Here is a 15,497-nt window from a genome sequence, read left to right on the forward strand (position 1 = left end):
CGCGGATAATTCGATTTTCTAAAGCCAATCAACAGGAGTTTTCCATGACCATCAAGCGTATCGAACCGGGCAAGCGCATGAGCGGCGCCGTCATCCACGGCAACACCGTTTATCTGGCTGGCCAGGTCGGTGAGGGCGTGTCCGTGACCGATCAGAGCAAGTCGGCGCTGGCTGAAGTCGATCGTCTGCTGGCCGCTGCCGGTTCCGACAAGTCGAAGATCCTGCAGACCATCATCTACCTCTCCGACATGTCCACCTTCGGTGAAATGAACGCCGTCTGGGAAGGCTGGATCGACCCGGCAAACCCGCCGGCCCGCGCCACCAGCGAAGCGGCGCTTGCTACTCCGGACTACAAAGTTGAGTTCATCGTTACCGCTGCTCTCTGAGTAACGGTTTGATTTTGAGAAAAGGCCGGGTTGCGGAATGCAGCCCGGCCTTTTTTGTTGGGAAAATTCGAAACGCTCGTTTTGTCATCCTCGGGCTTGTCCCGAGGAGCCAATCACGTATCGCAAATTGATAGGTAGCAGATGCTCGGAACAGGCCCGAGCATGACGGAGGAGAGGCGATTGTCCCAGGTTTGTGAATCGCTTGCGCCCATCACTTCACTGGCTGGGCGAGCGCCTTCTCAAGCTGCTTCAACGTCTTCACCCGTTCTGCAAACCACAGCCGTGCCAGGTCGTTGGCTGAGGCGAGGTCGATACCATCAGGGTCTATGGAAGTGATTTTCCAGCGTGCGGTTTTCGCACCCGCAAGAGCGGCCAGCCGTGATGCCTCACCCTTGATGGCGTTGAGGCGCGCGGCCTCGTCCGCTGCCGCAGCCATCAGCTGTTCCGCGCCGGAAAGGTCACTGCGCAGATCGGCAGGTGTGATGTTGCTGGCGTTGCGGGCAGGGCCACCATTGATCTGCACGCCCTCTGTCCGCAGCCGGTAGAGCCTTGTATCGGGAAGAGAGAGGTAGAGTTTTGCCTTGGGATAGCGGTCGATGTAGCGCTGTCTGGCAAGTGGCACTTCTTCCGGATCGATCAGTTCCGCATTGCCTACCAGTGTCAGCCGGGGCAGCGTCAGCGCGTCACCCTGGCCGAAGGGGGCAAGTGTCAACGAGATGCGCGGGTCGGCCTCCATGTTTCGGGCATGCAGCGTCAGGCCCGCCGCGAAGAAGAAAGGCGTACCATCCGGCTCGATGCCGATATTGGTGGCGGTCGTATAGGGATAACCGCTGACCGGATCGAGGGTCGCGAGCGCCGCAGTGCGGGATGTGTGCAGGACATCGCGTGCCACGCGCACGGCCTCGAATGGCGCACCGGCCGAAGGTTCGATCTTTGCGCCACGTGGGGTGATGACGGGAGGGGCTGCATCCGGCATGTCGTTTCCTAACCTGTATGTTCTAGTCAGGATTTACACCATGCCGGAGCCATGTCCATGCGCAATATCAGGTCCGGCTTCTGATCTGGGTCAGCGTGCGGGTTGGCGTGATCGCTTCGGCATCCAGCTTCACCTCGATGATGGCGGGCTTGCCGCTTGCCCGGGCGCGTTCGAAGGCGGCGGCGAAGTCTTGCGTTTTTTCGACCGTTTCGCCGTGGCCACCATAGGCCTTGGCGAAGGCCGCGAAATCCGGGTTGACGAGATCGGTGCCGCTGACGCGGCCGGGATATTCCCGCTCCTGATGCATGCGGATCGTGCCGTAGGTACCGTTATTGACCAGCACGGTGATGATCGGCAGGCCATACCGCACGGCGGTGATGAATTCCTGCCCATGCATCATGAAGCAGCCATCACCGGCAAAGCAGATCACCTCGCGCTCGGGAAACAGGTGCTTGGCGGCCACGGCCGCCGGCAGGCCGTACCCCATCGAGCCGGAGGTCGGCGCCGATTGAGTGTTGAAGCGGCGGAAGCGGTGGAAGCGGTGCACCCAGGTGGCATAGTTGCCCGCGCCATTGGTGAAGATGGCATCATCCGGCACGTTGGCCTCGATCCAGTCCATTATCGGACCCATCTGCACCGCGCCCGGACCGGTCTGCGGCGGTGTCGACCAGGTGAGGTAAGCCGAATGCATGGTGGCCGTGCGGTCCGCCCAGGCCGCGTTATCGGGGAGCGTTACGGAAGAAAGGGCGGCGACGAAATCATCCGGTGAGGCGCAGATTGGGAGATCGGGGCGATAGACGCGGCCAAGCTCTTCGGCTTCCGGGTAGATGTGGACAAGTTTTTGCGACGGGTAGGGAATGTCGATCAGCGTGTAGCCGGAGGAAGGCATTTCCGAGAGGCGACCGCCGAGCAGCACCACGAGGTCGGCTTCCTTGATTTCCTTCGCCAAGGCCGGGTTGATGCCGATGCCGACATCGCCCGCGTAAGACGGGCTCAAGTGATCGAACAGCATCTGGCGACGGAAGGAACAGCCGACGGGCAGTTTGTTCTTTTCGGAAAAAGCCGTGAAGCTTGCGACGCTTTCTTCGGACCAGCGTGTGCCGCCGATGATGAAGATTGGCCGCTTGGCCTCGCCCAGCATTTTTGAGAAAGCGGCGATCTGCGACGGGCCGGGATGCGCTTCGACCGGCGTATAGGGCTTTGCCTCGGGGGCTTCAACCTCTTCAACCAGCATGTCTTCGGGTAACGTCAGCACCACGGGGCCGGGGCGGCCGGAGGTGGCGACGGCAAAGGCGCGGGTGACGAATTCCGGAATGCGGCGCGCATCGTCGATCTCGCCCACCCATTTGGCGAATTCGGTAAAGGCGCGGCGATATTCCACTTCCTGAAACGCCTCACGCTCGCGGGCTTCGCGCTGTACCTGGCCGATGAACAGGATCATCGGAATGGAATCCTGCCTTGCGATATGCAGGCCGGCAGAGGCGTTGGTTGCGCCGGGACCGCGTGTTACCATGCAGATGCCGGGTTCGCCGGTCAGTCTGCCCCAGGTGTCGGCCATCATGGCAGCGCCGCCTTCCTGGCGGCAGACCACGGTTTCAATGCCGCTTTCATAGAGCGCGTCCAGCACCGCCAGATAGCTTTCACCGGGAACGCAGGAAACGCGGGAGACGCCATTGGCTTTCAGCGCTTCGACGATCAGTTGTCCGCCTGTTCTTTTCATTCCGGTTGCTTTCATGGCGTCGTGGTCCTTTCGATGTTTTCCAGTTCGGCCAGCACTTGCGCCTGATGCTCGCCAAGCTTCGGGCTCGGGCGTTCGTAACGCAGCGGCGTCTGTGACATGATAATCGGTGTCCGTACACCGGGGATGACGGTGCCATCCTGCGCCTCGAGATCAACACGCAGGCCGCGTGCCTGAACCTGTGGATCGGCGAACATTTCCTCGATGGAGTTGATTGGCCCGGCCGGTACGGCGTTCTGCTCGCAAGCGGTCAGAAGATCGCGCTTCTGCCATTTGAGCGTTTCGGCGGAAACGATCCGCCGCACCTCTGCCTTATGTGCCACGCGCGCCTTGTTGGTGGCGAAACGTTCGTCATCGGCGGTCGCCTCGATTCCGAGGATCTTGCAGAGACGGCGGAACTGGCCGTCATTGCCGACCGCGAGGATCAGGAAACCATCAGCCGTCGGCACCACCTCATAGGGGGAAATATTCGGATGGGCGTTGCCGAGCCTGACGGGGGCATTGCCGGAAATCAGGTAATTCATATTCTGGTTGGCGAGCACGGCCGACTGCACGTCCAGAAGCGCCATGTCGATATGCTGGCCTTCACCTGACCGCATGGCGTGGATCAGCGCGGCCTGAATGGCTGACACGGAATAGATGCCGGTGAAGATATCGGCAACCGCAACGCCCGCCTTCATAGGCTGACCGTCGGGTTCCCCGGTGATCGACATGAAACCGGACATGCCCTGCACGATATAGTCGTATCCGGCGAAATCGGCATAGGGCCCGGTCTGGCCGAAGCCGGTGATAGAGCAATAGATCAGCTTCGGATTGAGAACCCTGAGACTCTCATAGTCGAGGCCATATTTGGCAAGCCCGCCGCGTTTGAAATTCTCGATGACAACATCGGCGGTTCGCACGAGCCGCCGCACCAGCGCACAGCCTTCCGCCGTCTTGAGATCGGCGACGATGGAGCGTTTGCCGCGATTGGTAGCATGGTAATAGGCGGCGGAGAGGTTTTCGCCATCGGCGCTTTCGACAAAGGGCGGACCCCATGCGCGGGTATCGTCTCCACCTTCAGGATTCTCGACCTTGATGACATCCGCACCCATATCGGCCAGCATCTGCCCCGCCCAGGGACCGGCCAGAACACGCGCCAGTTCGATGACGCGAATGCCTGATAGTGGCGGTTTCCTGTTCGGCGTTTCGGTCATTTGTCCCCCGGTGTTTTCTGCTTGCCGGTTTATAGACGTCTCCCCGCATTGCCGCATGTGATTTTATCTCATGGACTTATTCCGTTTCGGCAAAGGCTCGTCAGTTGCCAACGACGCGGCTGCACCAGGCGGCGAAATCCGCAGCCACGGCATGCCAGCCGATCTCGTTCAGGGTTTCGTGGCGCATGCCCCGATAGATCGTGTGTTCGACATGGCCGAAACCCGCTTTGCGGAAGCGTTCGGCAAGCCAGACGATCTCCTTGCCGTCATTGGTCGCGGCATCCTGATCGCCGCTGACAAGCAAAATCGGCAGCGTCTTCGGCAGGCGTTCGATGAGCCTCGGCGCACGATAGGACAATTCAAAAACATCCTGCCACAGGGAGACGCTGGCCTCGAACTGGCAAAGCGGATCCTCCACATAAGCGTCCACCGCTGCCCTGTCATGGCTCAGCCAGTCCGCATGAGTGCGTTTTTCCGGCATTCTGGCATTCCAGGCACGGAAGGTTGCTTTGGGCAGGATGGCGCTCGGCACATCAGAGCCTTTCAGCATCTTTTCAAGGCGCAGCACAATCTGTGCAAGACGGCCCATGACACCGGGATTGAGGTTGGAATTCCAGATGGACAGACCATCAAAGGCATCCGGATGGCTGACGGCGGTGTTGAGCGCCACAAGGCCGCCCATGGAATGGCCGAACAGGATGACCGGCAGGCCGGGATGTCTTTCGCCGACCATCCGGCGCATCGCCATGACATCGGCAACGACCTTCTCGGCTCCGTCCTTCCAGGCGAAGCGGCCAATCGGCGCATCGGCAGCCTTTGTGCGGCCATGGCCACGATGATCGTGGGCATAGACCTCGAAACCCTGCTTTGCCATGACATCGGCAAAACGGCGGTAACGGCCGGCGTGCTCCACCAGGCCGTGGCAGATCATCAGCACGCCGCGCGCCGGAGAAAGGGCAGAGGGCTGGTGGCGAAAGGCGATGGATGCGCCTGATGGAGCGTCGAGCCTCTCAATCCGGCTGAACGTCAAGTCATCCGTCGTCTCATTCATGCTTTCGCCCGTGCCTGCCATGGTATCCCTTGTCATAATCATGGGGTCATAATCGTGCCAGAGGTTGCCCCAAGGTCCTATTTACCCTACATAGCGGCAAATTTCCCGATACGTACTCTTTAAAATCCGATGTGGAGCATTCGCTACAATGGCACGTCAATTCATCTATCACATGGCCGGGCTGAACAAGTCCTATGGCGCGAAGAAGGTTCTTGAGAACGTCCATCTCTCCTTCTATCCAGATGCCAAGATCGGTATCCTCGGTCCGAACGGTGCCGGTAAGTCGACCGTTTTGAAGATCATGGCCGGTCTCGACAAGGAATATACCGGTGAGGCCTGGCTCGCTGAGGGTGCGACTCTCGGTTATCTCGAGCAGGAGCCGAAGCTCGACGAAAACAAGACGGTGATGGAAAACGTCATGGAAGGTGTGGCGAGCAAGACGGCAATCGTCGACCGCTACAACGAGCTGATGATGAACTATTCCGACGAAACGGCGGATGAGGGCGCAAAGCTTCAGGACATCATTGACAGCCAGAACCTGTGGGATCTGGAAAATCAGGTCGAAATGGCCATGGATGCGCTGCGTTGCCCGCCTGGCGACTCGGCAGTAACCGGCCTTTCGGGTGGTGAGCGTCGCCGCGTGGCGCTCTGCAAGCTGCTGCTTTCGCAGCCTGACCTGCTGCTGCTCGACGAACCGACCAACCATCTTGACGCCGAAACCATCGCCTGGCTCGAAAAGCACCTGCGCGACTATCCCGGCGCCGTGATGATGATCACCCACGATCGCTACTTCCTCGACAACGTCACCGGCTGGATTCTCGAACTCGACCGTGGCCGTGGTATTCCCTACGAAGGCAACTATTCCGCCTATCTGCAGGCAAAAGCCAAGCGCATGCAGCAGGAATCCCGCGAAGATGCCTCGCGCCAGAAGGCCATCAGCCGCGAACAGGAGTGGATCGCTTCCAGCCCCAAGGCTCGCCAGACGAAGTCAAAGGCGCGTATCCGCGCTTATGACGAACTGGTGGAAGCCGCTGAAAATCGCCGTCCCGGCGACGCGCAGATCGTCATTCCGGTCGCCGAGCGTCTGGGCCGCGTCGTTATCGAGGCGGAAAACCTCACAAAGTCCTATGGTGACCGGGTTCTGATCGAAAACCTCACCTTCAAGCTGCCTCCGGGCGGCATCGTCGGCGTCATCGGCCCAAACGGTGCGGGTAAAACCACGCTGTTTCGCATGATCACCGGTCAGGAAAAGCCCGATAGCGGTTCGGTGACCATTGGTGAGACCGTGCACCTTGGTTACGTCGACCAGAGCCGCGATACGCTGGCGGGTGACAAAACCGTCTGGGAGGAAATCTCCGGCGGCAACGACATCATCAAGCTCGGCAAGTTCGAAACGAACTCCCGCGCTTATTGCGGCGCCTTCAACTTCAAGGGCGGCGATCAGCAGCAGAAGGTCGGCAACCTCTCCGGTGGTCAGCGTAACCGCGTTCACCTTGCCAAGATGCTGAAGGCAGGCGGCAACGTGCTGCTGCTCGACGAACCGACCAACGACCTTGATACGGAAACGCTGGCAGCGCTCGAAGAAGCGCTGGAAGCCTTCGCCGGTTGCGCCGTTATCATCAGCCACGATCGCATGTTCCTCGACCGTCTGGCCACTCACATCCTCGCCTTCGAGGGTGACAGCCACGTGGAATGGTTCGAAGGCAACTTCGAAGACTATGAAAAGGACAAGGTCCGTCGTCTCGGCCCGGAAAGCATCAAGCCCGGCCGCGTCAGCTACAAGCGCCTGACGCGCTAATCCTGTTCTCGGATCACTTCAGAAAGGCCCGCCCAAAAGCGGGCCTTTTTTGATGCAATAAATGGGGCTTGAGGGGAGAGCGTGGCAAATTGCGCTTGCATCTCGCGTGACGCCGACATAAAGATATCTTTATATGTTGATTAGATTGCAAGGTGCGGCAGACGTGGCGTTCGGTTTGGATAAATTGGTGGATCTCTTGAAGGCGGCCGGCGAGCCGACGCGCTTTCGCTTGCTGGCGCTTCTGGCGGCCGGCGATCTGACCGTCACCGATCTCACCGAAATTCTCGGCCAGTCGCAGCCCCGTATTTCCCGTCATCTCAAGCTTTTGACTGAAGAAGGGTTGATCGAGCGGTATCAGGAGGGCGCCTGGGCCTATTTCCGCCTGCGGCAGGATGGCGAGCCCGCCGTTGTTATCAGGCAGCTGCTGGGCGCCGCATCGCCCTCTGACGCCGTTCTCCAGCGCGACAACGAACGCCTTGCCACCGTCAAGCGGGTGAGGGCGGAGCGGGCGCAGGATTATTTCAGCCGCAATGCCTCCGCCTGGGACGAGTTGCGCCGCCTGCATGTGAGCGACGAGGCCGTGGAAGGGGCATTGCTGAAGCTGGTCGGAACCACCCCGATCGACTCGCTGCTCGATCTCGGTACCGGGACGGGCCGCATCCTGCAGCTTCTGAGCGGCATCTATCGCCGGGCAATCGGGGTCGATGCCAGCCGCGACATGTTGTCGGTGGCGCGCTCCAATCTGGACAAGGCGGGCGTGGTCAATGCATCCGTTCGCCATGGTGATATTCTCAACCTGCCGCTGGAAGGCCAGGATTTCGATCTGATCGTCATCCATCAGGTCCTGCATTTTCTCGACCAGCCGGAGATCGCGCTTTCCGAAGCCGCCCGTATGTTGCGTCCCGGTGGCCGGCTGATCGTCATCGATCTTGCACCGCATTCCTTCGAGCATCTTCGTGATGAGCATGCGCATGTGCGGCTCGGCTTTTCGCATCCGCTTATGGATGAATGGCTGAAAAAGGCCGGGCTCGTGCTCGACCGCGCCGTCGATCTTCATTCTGAACGGGCGTCCGATGAATCCTTGGACGTCACGATATGGGTTGCCCGCGACCAGCGGCTGCTGATGGCAGACGATGTGGTGCAAGAGGCCGTTTTACTTGCTGCCGGGAGGGCATGATATGTTGAGGTCGGAAACCGCGCGCCACAATGGCGAAATCCGGGGGGATATCCGGTTATCTTTCGAGTTTTTCCCGCCCAAGAACTCCGAGATGGAGAACCAGCTCTGGGAAACGGTTGCCGAGCTGAAGAAATGGGATCCGGATTTCGTCTCCGTCACCTATGGCGCGGGCGGTTCCACCAAGGCGCCGACGCTGGATGCGGTGCGCCGGATGATCGGTGACAGTCATCTGCCGACCGCCGCGCACCTGACCTGCGTTGATGCCAGCCGTGACGACGTGCATCAGGTCGTTGAAGAGTTTCGCAATGCTGGCGTTCGCCATTTCGTGGCGCTGCGCGGCGATCCGTCGACCGGTATCGGCACGGATTACAGGCCGCATCCGCAAGGTTACGAGAATGCTGCCGCCCTGGTGAAGGGGCTACGCGATATCAGCGATTTCGAGGTTTCCGTTTCTGCCTATCCCGAAAAGCACCCGGAGAGCGCCAGCGATGCGGTCGATATCGATATGCTGAAGCGCAAGGCGGACAACGGCGCAACGCGGGCGCTGACGCAGTTCTTCTTCGATAATGACGTGTTCGAGCGCTACATGGAGCGGGTTACGGCTGCGGGCATCACCATTCCGGTGGTTCCGGGTATCATGCCGATCCAGAACCTGACCCAGCTCAAGCGTTTCGCCGGCCGCTGCGGTACCAGTGTGCCCAGTTTTCTGGATGAGCGTTTTGCAGGTTATGATGACGATCTCGAGGGACGCGCCCGCGTTGCGGCGGAAGTTGCTGCCGAGCAGATCGCCGATCTTCAACGGCGCGGTGTCAACGAGTTCCATCTCTACACCATGAACCGTGCGCCGCTGGTCGATGCGGTGCTTGAGAACCTCGGTCTTGAGCGTTTGCGCCGCAGCGCCGCCTGATTTCAGATATCCCATTTACGACAGGAAAAAAGCGCAGGCCCTACAGGACCTGCGCTTTTCAAACTCGTGTCATCTACGGTTCTTTTCTGCGTTTGGTCTTCACGTCTCGTCAGATGAAAAGCATCATCGCTACGAACAAAAACGCCAAACCGACTGCCAAGGCATTGAGAGATTTTGTAAGTCCCATGGGTGCCTCCTGTTGTTGACAGGTTCGATAATATGACCGTTTTGTGGCACTTGAAAAGCGGTTTCTGTGATGCGGTGCAGCATGCTTTGTGGCCGCTTAAAAAAGTAAATTCTGTAATTCATTGAAAATAAAAGATTATTTTCTCATCACGCAGTGCTTCATATCTTTAAAAAAAGTAAATGACCGGGGTGTTATCCCCAGTCATCCGGTCGAGATTAACAGTTTAAGCCTTGATTCCGGCCGATAGATTAAAGGCCCGAAGGTGCGATTAACACAGGTTAAAGCGCCTGGAGAAGTGCCTGGGTCGGCCATCCATCCGCAGGGATTCCGAGACGCTGCTGTTCCTTCTGGATGGCGACGCGGGTGCCGGAACCGAGAATTCCATCCACCTTGCCAACATCGTGGCCGCGCGCTTCAAGCTTGGTCTGCAACTCTTTCATCGTCGCGTCATCGAAGCCCGGATCGGGATTGCCCTTGTTATAGACAGGGGCGCCCATCAGACGGTTGGCGAAATAGGCAGCCGAGGTCGTGTAGATGAACGACTGGTTCCATTCCAGATAGATGTTGAAGTTGGGATAGGTGAGGAAGGTCGGTCCCTTGCGGCCCTGCGGCATGATGAGGGCTGCGGGCAGGGAGGCGAAATTTTTGTTACCGTCGCGCGGGGTCACGCCGAGGGTAAACCAGTCACCGGCGGTGAGCGAACCGCCGAGGCCGGATTTCTCCCAGGGCAGGTTTTCCGGTACGGAAACTTCCTGCATCCAGGGTTCGCCCTTCTTGAAACCGAGGTGCTGGATGAATTTCGCCGCCGTGAGGATTGCATCCGGTGCGCTGCTCTTGACGTTGACATGGCCATCGCCATCACCATCGATGCCGAAGGCGATGATGTCCTTGGGCAGCATCTGTACCTGGCCGATTTCACCGGCCCATGCACCCGTGTTGGACGTGGGGTCGAGATCGCCGTGCTGGACCATTTCGATGAGCGCCAGCAATTGCGGACGGAAGAGTTCCGGGCGGCGGCAATCGTGCGAGAGGGTCACCAGCGCGTTACGGGTGTTGAAATCGCCCTGGACGGCACCGAAATCGGTCTCCATGGCCCAGAAAGCGGCAATGACGCCAGCCGGTATGCCGAATTCGTTCTCGGCACGGGCAAAGGTCGATGACAGCTCCTGCAGCTTCTTGCGGCCGATATCGAGACGGGCCTGGCTGACAGTGCGCTGGGAAAATTCGAGGAAGGTCTGGCGGAAGACGCCCTGTGCGCGGTCACGTGAAAGCACTTTGGGGTCTATCTGCGCGCCGGCCAGCGCCTTTTCGATGGCAGCCGCCGGAACACCCTTGGCAGCGGCCTCAGCCTTCACGCCCTCGAGAAATGCGCCGAGATCACCGCCGCAGGCAACCTGCTTTGGATCGTCAGGCGAGGCCACAGGCGGTGTGGCAAGGGCGGAGCCGGTGGAGAGAAGCGACAGAGCGGCGGCAAAAATGATGCTGCGCGACCGAAAAGTGGGCATGGGAATTTCCTCGATAGGTTGTTAGCCCGCTTTACCCACATGTTTGCGACAAAAAAACGGGTCCAGCGATCTGCCGGTGCAGAAGAACGCCGATTTTTCGAATGTGTTGCTTCTTGGCCGTATTATTTGGCCGAAGCGATCCATTTCCGCCAGTTTTTCTCACTTCCGGCGAAGACATTGATGTCGGTTGGGCCGTTGACGCCGGGCACGACGCCGGTGGCCGTATATTGCCAGAAGGCCCACTGCCGGTCTTCGTAAATCTTGGCGGGATGCGCGGCGACGGAGCGCACCCAGAAATGGTAATTCTTGAACTGGCCAACGAGGTTGTCGCGGTGGAAGTCGACCGAGGTGTAGATGATCGGGCGCTTGCCGTAATGGGCCTCGAGGCGGTCGAGGAAACGCTGCATCTCGGCGCGGACGATGCCAGGGGCCGGGCGCGTCTTGCAGGTGGGGGAGGAGGGGTTCCATTCCACATCGAGAACCGGCGGCAGGGTGACGGCTTCCTTTGGCACGTTGCTGATGAACCAGTCGGCCTGAGCGTCTGCCGTCGAGCAGAAGTAGTAGAAATGGTATGGCGCGTGCAGGATATCTGCCGCCGCCGCACTGCGCCAATGGTCGCCGAATTTCGGATCGATGCGGTCTGAGCCTTCGGTGGCCTTGATGAAGACGAAGGAAACGCCGGATTTGCGAACGGTCCGCCAGTCGACGTCGCCATTCCATTTGGACACGTCGATGCCATGCACCTCGTGGCGATGCGGGTTGTTCGTGCCAAAATCCTGCGGGTCGGTATCGGAGAATTTCGGCTTGGAAACAGACGCGGTTTCAAGCAGGTCATAGCTCGTGGACGTACAGCCGCCGATCAACAACATAGCCGACAAAAGTGCCGATAGACGCAGCCGCATTGGAACCCTGATGAATTATTGTTGCCCATCCGCAGCCGCAAAATGGCGCGCCGCGTCTCCCGATTTACCCATAACATGGTAAACAAGCCGTTATGGCAAGGGGCAGTGGCGTTTTTTCGGCTCGCAAGTCGCTGGATTCCAAGAGATTTGCGGTCTTTCAGTCCCAGTGGCGTATACTTGTAGGACCGCTGGCTGGCAGCGTCTCGCCCGCATTTGCAGAGGCGAGGCGCCTTAACCCTTGAGGATCAGGCGTCTGCCAGAATACGGCTGACTTTTGGCTGCACTTCGGCGACCGGAAGCGTGATGATGGCCCGCCAGGCGTAACCCCGGGCAATCTCCTCGAATTCGAGATTACCGTCAAAACGGCCTGCCATGTTGGCCAGAACGTAACGGAGATTGGCGCGGGGCGTGACGTGGAAGCGGGTGAGCCATGCCTGCAGAAGTGCGCGGAACCACTTGGGCAATTGTTCCTGCTGGCCGAAATCGACGATGTGCAGCGAGCCGCCGGGCTTGAGAGCTGTCAGCGCCTGTTCGATCGCCTTTTCCCAGTCCGGTATCATCGAAAGCGCATAGGGGATCATGACTCGGTCGAAACCGTCCGGCTGACCGAATTCTGCGGCGCGGAAAGCGGTGGCGTCGGCCACGCGCAGAACGGGGCGTTCCGTCTTTCCGGTAAAATTCTCGGATGCGGTCAGCAGCATTTCGGCGGAGATATCGAGACCGAACAGTCTTGCTTCCGGAAACTTGCGGCTGGCCAGCAGCAGGTTGCGGCCGGTACCGCAGCCGACTTCAAGCAGCGTGCCACCCTTGGGCACGTCGAGGCCGGAAATGGTCCTGTCGCGGCCCAGAAGGTAATATTTGCGGGTAATATCGTAGATATGCCGCTGGTGGCGATACATGCGGTCCATCAGGCTCGCATGCGCCTCATCCGCAAGGCCGACATTCTCGCCGATGGTTTTCATGCCAGAGCCCTCTGATAGATATGGAAGCCGCCATAGATGGCCGAACGGTCCATGGCGTTGAGCTCATTGGAGCGTTCCTCTAGATAGATCCACTGGTTGCGGATATCGGCCGAGAGACGGCCTTCGATCACGCTCTTTTCGGCAGCGGTGCGGAAAATGACGCGGGCGCCGGGAGCGGCGGTGCGGCTGATCTGCGACCACAATTCATTGAGCTGCACGTCCGTCATCCAGTCCTGCGCATCGAGCAGAATGTAGCGATCGACGCCGTTTGCCGGTTTTTTGGAAAGCAGCTCGGTATAGGTGGCGTGGTGCACGGCAACGCGGGCGGTGTTGTCGCGGATCGTCTCGTAATATTCCCGCTTGAGATAAGCGGGAAGAGCACCCTCATGCGGCTCGGGATAACGGCGCGCGAAGGCCTGCCAGGCGAAATAATTGTCGCTGAGCGGAAAGTTGCAGGCAAGCTTTTCAAGCCGCTCCTTGAGGACGGAGGCGACGGTGCCGTCGCTGGAAAGGCTTGCCAGCTCGTCATATTGGCGGGGTGGAATGCCAAGGCCGAACAGCGAACTTTTTCGCTTCGTCAGCCAGCGCACCACCGGCTTGTCGAACAGCGGTGCGACCTTGCTGTCGAAGAACCGACGCTGTTCATCCAGCGTGCGGCTATTGGCCATTTCGGTCAGCTTGACGCCATGCAGGCGCGCCATAAGGTGGCCGGCGCCGATGAAACGGCCGAGCAGACCGGTGCGGTATATGTTCCTGTCGAATACCGAGATGCGGCGACGGCCGGATAGGGTGCGTTTCGACCAGTAGGCCTTGGTCGTGTCGTCGAGATGGTCGGCGATGAATCGGTCGTAGCCGTGACTATTGCTGCGCGTATTGGCGCGGCCGAACTGGCGAACCACATCCTGATGGGCCGGGAGATGGCGGAAGGCGGCAAGCTTCAGTTTGTTGAGGGCGATGTGATGCGGGTTAAGATCCACCACATCGATGCTGGCAGGGTTGCGGGAGAGGTAGGCCAGCATGTTGCAGCCACCCGAGCCGATGGTGACGATGCGGTGGCCTTCAGCAAGCTCCATCGCTTCCATATCGATTTCCGGGTCTTCCCAGATTTGCGGATAAACCAGACCGGAAAAGAGAACCCCGAAGAACCGTTCGGAAAAACCGCTTTTCGAGAGCGCCTTGTGCTGGAGCAATGCGGACTTCAGTTTCGTATTCTTGCTGAAGCCGGTCTTGGGTGCCGCACTCGTCATATGTTCACCTCTCAATAGATTGAGAGGCGTCTACAGTCACGACGCTACAGTTTGATGACAGGGGTTGTGGGCCGACGTAACGAATCGAAAAGGCGGTGTGAAACCAACTCAGGTCTCAAGCTTAGATTTGGATGTGACGTCATCCTCGGGCTTGTAACGAGGATCTAAGCACATATCGTAAAATCAAAAGCTTGCAGATCCCAGGGACAAGCCCGAGGATGACAAAAGTGACGTGCTCGACGTTTTTAAGAAAAGCCGCTTTGCCGCATTGCAGTCCCGGCTCTGCTCAAAGGCTTACTTGCGCAGAACGTGCAGCATGCCCTTGCGCTTGGCATCGTAATAATAACCGCGTGCATAAAGCCTGACAGCATTGTCCCGGTTGTTGTCGGCAACAAGCCAGGCGCCGCTCAGATATTTGACGGCATATTTGAGGTTGGTTTCGGCATCGAACAGGCCAGAGGCGGGGCCATCAAAGCCCATGGAGCGGGCCGTGGCGTGCTTGATCTGCATCAGGCCGAAGTGGCCGCCATTATAGGCGCCGGGATTGTATCTGCTTTCACGCTGCACCACGCGATGCACCAGATCTTCCGGCACATTATACATGACAGCGTATTTCGAAATAAGCCCGCTCAGCTTTTCACGTCCGGCCGGCGCGGATTTGTACGGCGCCGTCATCGTTTCGTTCTGCCGGATAGCGGCAAGGGCGGCGTTGGTCGGACCGGCCGCATAGGCCAGAACCGTGCTGTCCGGCTTCGGCAGGGGAATGACTTTCCGTTCCGCGGTCAGTTCGGTACCGATCGACGGCGTTCCGGGCGGCGGCGGTGCGGGCGGGAAGCTGCCCTTGACGGCAACCACCTGCGGCAGGTCGGCGGCAGAGTTGTGGGCCGCCGGTTTCGCGGCGGCACTTGCGGTTTCGATCGCTGCGGCTGCCGGCGTTGTGGCGTGCGGTGCAAGAGCCGCAGCCGTCGTCGGCGCGGCTGTCGTTACCGTTGCCTGCGCGACCTCTGTCTGTTGTTGCTGTGGCTGCATTTGGGTTGGGCTCGCCACTGCCGCTGCAATTTCGGCTGCCGGCGGCAGCGCCACGCGGCCACCCTTGACGGCAGCGACGGTTGGAAGCGATTCGGGCTGGGAAGAGGCTGCCACGTCAGTGGCATGGACTGCCGGTGCGGCGGTATCAGCCGGGGTACCAGCCGTTTCCGACTGTGCGGAGGCTTGTGCCGGTGCGGTCTGGTTGACTGCGGCTATTTTCGGGCCGTTCGGCCCTTCCTTTGCGGCATATTCGACGCTGGTGCATCCGGCCAAAGCCAGTGCAAGGCCCACCGTGGAAGACAGAAGAAGTGCGCTTCTTCCGCGGAATTTTGCCGAATTTCGCATGTTGCCGCCTTCGTTATGCCTGTCTGTCGATACCCCCGCGTCGAGCGAAGCAGGCAGTGTCCCGTCGAGCCTTCATTAACCTATTGTAAGG

Annotated in this window: 13 protein-coding genes; 4 read left to right on the top strand and 9 right to left on the bottom strand. The window is 59.4% G+C overall.

Features of this window, described 5'->3' with window-relative positions:
- The first annotated feature begins 44 nt into the window (after positions 1–44).
- Entirely contained in the window at positions 45–386 is a 342-nt protein-coding gene (locus FB593_RS14205; RefSeq protein ID WP_003513295.1) for a RidA family protein, read from the top strand.
- A 211-nt stretch (positions 387–597) separates the two neighbouring features.
- Here FB593_RS14205 and FB593_RS14210 read toward each other — a convergent pair whose 3' ends face one another.
- From FB593_RS14210 to FB593_RS14225, 4 genes are all read right to left on the bottom strand, one after another.
- Positions 598–1,362 carry a HugZ family protein gene (locus FB593_RS14210; RefSeq protein WP_113472947.1) on the bottom strand — a complete coding sequence of 255 codons (765 nt, stop codon included), beginning with the start codon at positions 1,360–1,362 and terminating at the stop codon, positions 598–600.
- Between the two features lie 67 nt (positions 1,363–1,429).
- Positions 1,430–3,097: a thiamine pyrophosphate-binding protein gene (locus FB593_RS14215; protein WP_162760785.1), complete on the bottom strand. Its 1,668-nt coding sequence runs from the start codon at positions 3,095–3,097 to the stop codon at positions 1,430–1,432.
- A complete protein-coding gene (locus FB593_RS14220; protein ID WP_145166696.1) occupies positions 3,094–4,296 on the bottom strand; it encodes a CaiB/BaiF CoA transferase family protein in 1,203 nt (400 codons plus the stop codon). Before FB593_RS14220 ends, FB593_RS14215 begins: the two co-directional genes overlap by 4 nt.
- Before the next feature lie 100 nt (positions 4,297–4,396).
- Positions 4,397–5,368: an alpha/beta fold hydrolase gene (locus FB593_RS14225; RefSeq protein ID WP_174075427.1), complete on the bottom strand. Its 972-nt coding sequence runs from the start codon at positions 5,366–5,368 to the stop codon at positions 4,397–4,399.
- A 127-nt stretch (positions 5,369–5,495) separates the two neighbouring features.
- On the opposite strand from FB593_RS14225, the gene ettA reads away from it, so the two are divergent.
- The 3 genes from ettA (at position 5,496) to metF (ending at position 9,229) form a co-directional block, all read left to right on the top strand.
- Entirely contained in the window at positions 5,496–7,145 is a 1,650-nt protein-coding gene (ettA, locus tag FB593_RS14230) for an energy-dependent translational throttle protein EttA (RefSeq protein WP_003513287.1), read from the top strand.
- 163 nt (positions 7,146–7,308) lie between these two features.
- Positions 7,309–8,322 carry an ArsR/SmtB family transcription factor gene (locus FB593_RS14235; protein ID WP_112673569.1) on the top strand — a complete coding sequence of 338 codons (1,014 nt, stop codon included), beginning with the start codon at positions 7,309–7,311 and terminating at the stop codon, positions 8,320–8,322.
- Position 8,323: 1 nt separating this feature from the next.
- Positions 8,324–9,229: a methylenetetrahydrofolate reductase [NAD(P)H] gene (gene metF, locus FB593_RS14240; protein ID WP_162633713.1), complete on the top strand. Its 906-nt coding sequence runs from the start codon at positions 8,324–8,326 to the stop codon at positions 9,227–9,229.
- 465 nt (positions 9,230–9,694) lie between these two features.
- On the opposite strand, the gene FB593_RS14245 is transcribed toward metF, so the two are convergent.
- The 5 genes from FB593_RS14245 to FB593_RS14265 form a co-directional block, all read right to left on the bottom strand.
- Positions 9,695–10,921: a lytic murein transglycosylase gene (locus FB593_RS14245; RefSeq protein WP_003513276.1), complete on the bottom strand. Its 1,227-nt coding sequence runs from the start codon at positions 10,919–10,921 to the stop codon at positions 9,695–9,697.
- A 122-nt stretch (positions 10,922–11,043) separates the two neighbouring features.
- Positions 11,044–11,823, bottom strand: a complete 780-nt coding sequence (locus FB593_RS14250; RefSeq protein WP_013636525.1) for a GH25 family lysozyme — start codon at positions 11,821–11,823, stop codon at positions 11,044–11,046.
- Positions 11,824–12,068: 245 nt separating this feature from the next.
- On the bottom strand, positions 12,069–12,785 hold the full coding sequence (locus FB593_RS14255) for a class I SAM-dependent methyltransferase (RefSeq protein ID WP_013636524.1): 717 nt from the start codon (positions 12,783–12,785) through the stop codon (positions 12,069–12,071).
- Positions 12,782–14,032 (bottom strand): DUF3419 family protein, encoded by a 1,251-nt coding sequence (locus FB593_RS14260; protein ID WP_065659182.1) that lies wholly within the window; start codon positions 14,030–14,032, stop codon positions 12,782–12,784. Before FB593_RS14260 ends, FB593_RS14255 begins: the two co-directional genes overlap by 4 nt.
- A gap of 294 nt (positions 14,033–14,326) precedes the next feature.
- Positions 14,327–15,406, bottom strand: a complete 1,080-nt coding sequence (locus tag FB593_RS14265; protein WP_145166697.1) for a lytic transglycosylase domain-containing protein — start codon at positions 15,404–15,406, stop codon at positions 14,327–14,329.
- Positions 15,407–15,497: the final 91 nt, after the last annotated feature.

The organism is Rhizobium sp. SJZ105 (assembly GCF_007828365.1).
GTDB lineage: Bacteria > Pseudomonadota > Alphaproteobacteria > Rhizobiales > Rhizobiaceae > Agrobacterium > Agrobacterium tumefaciens.

Excerpts from the sequence above, each read along its gene's own strand:
- FB593_RS14205 (WP_003513295.1), top strand. The coding sequence starts at position 45 with ATGACCATCAAGCGTATCGAACCGGGCAAGCGCATGAGCGGCGCCGTC.
- FB593_RS14210 (WP_113472947.1), bottom strand. The coding sequence starts at position 1,362 with ATGCCGGATGCAGCCCCTCCCGTCATCACCCCACGTGGCGCAAAGATC.
- FB593_RS14215 (WP_162760785.1), bottom strand. The coding sequence starts at position 3,097 with ATGAAAGCAACCGGAATGAAAAGAACAGGCGGACAACTGATCGTCGAA.
- FB593_RS14220 (WP_145166696.1), bottom strand. The coding sequence starts at position 4,296 with ATGACCGAAACGCCGAACAGGAAACCGCCACTATCAGGCATTCGCGTC.
- FB593_RS14225 (WP_174075427.1), bottom strand. The coding sequence starts at position 5,368 with ATGGCAGGCACGGGCGAAAGCATGAATGAGACGACGGATGACTTGACG.
- ettA (WP_003513287.1), top strand. The coding sequence starts at position 5,496 with ATGGCACGTCAATTCATCTATCACATGGCCGGGCTGAACAAGTCCTAT.
- metF (WP_162633713.1), top strand. The coding sequence starts at position 8,324 with ATGTTGAGGTCGGAAACCGCGCGCCACAATGGCGAAATCCGGGGGGAT.
- FB593_RS14245 (WP_003513276.1), bottom strand. The coding sequence starts at position 10,921 with ATGCCCACTTTTCGGTCGCGCAGCATCATTTTTGCCGCCGCTCTGTCG.
- FB593_RS14250 (WP_013636525.1), bottom strand. The coding sequence starts at position 11,823 with ATGCGGCTGCGTCTATCGGCACTTTTGTCGGCTATGTTGTTGATCGGC.
- FB593_RS14255 (WP_013636524.1), bottom strand. The coding sequence starts at position 12,785 with ATGAAAACCATCGGCGAGAATGTCGGCCTTGCGGATGAGGCGCATGCG.
- FB593_RS14260 (WP_065659182.1), bottom strand. The coding sequence starts at position 14,032 with ATGACGAGTGCGGCACCCAAGACCGGCTTCAGCAAGAATACGAAACTG.
- FB593_RS14265 (WP_145166697.1), bottom strand. The coding sequence starts at position 15,406 with ATGCGAAATTCGGCAAAATTCCGCGGAAGAAGCGCACTTCTTCTGTCT.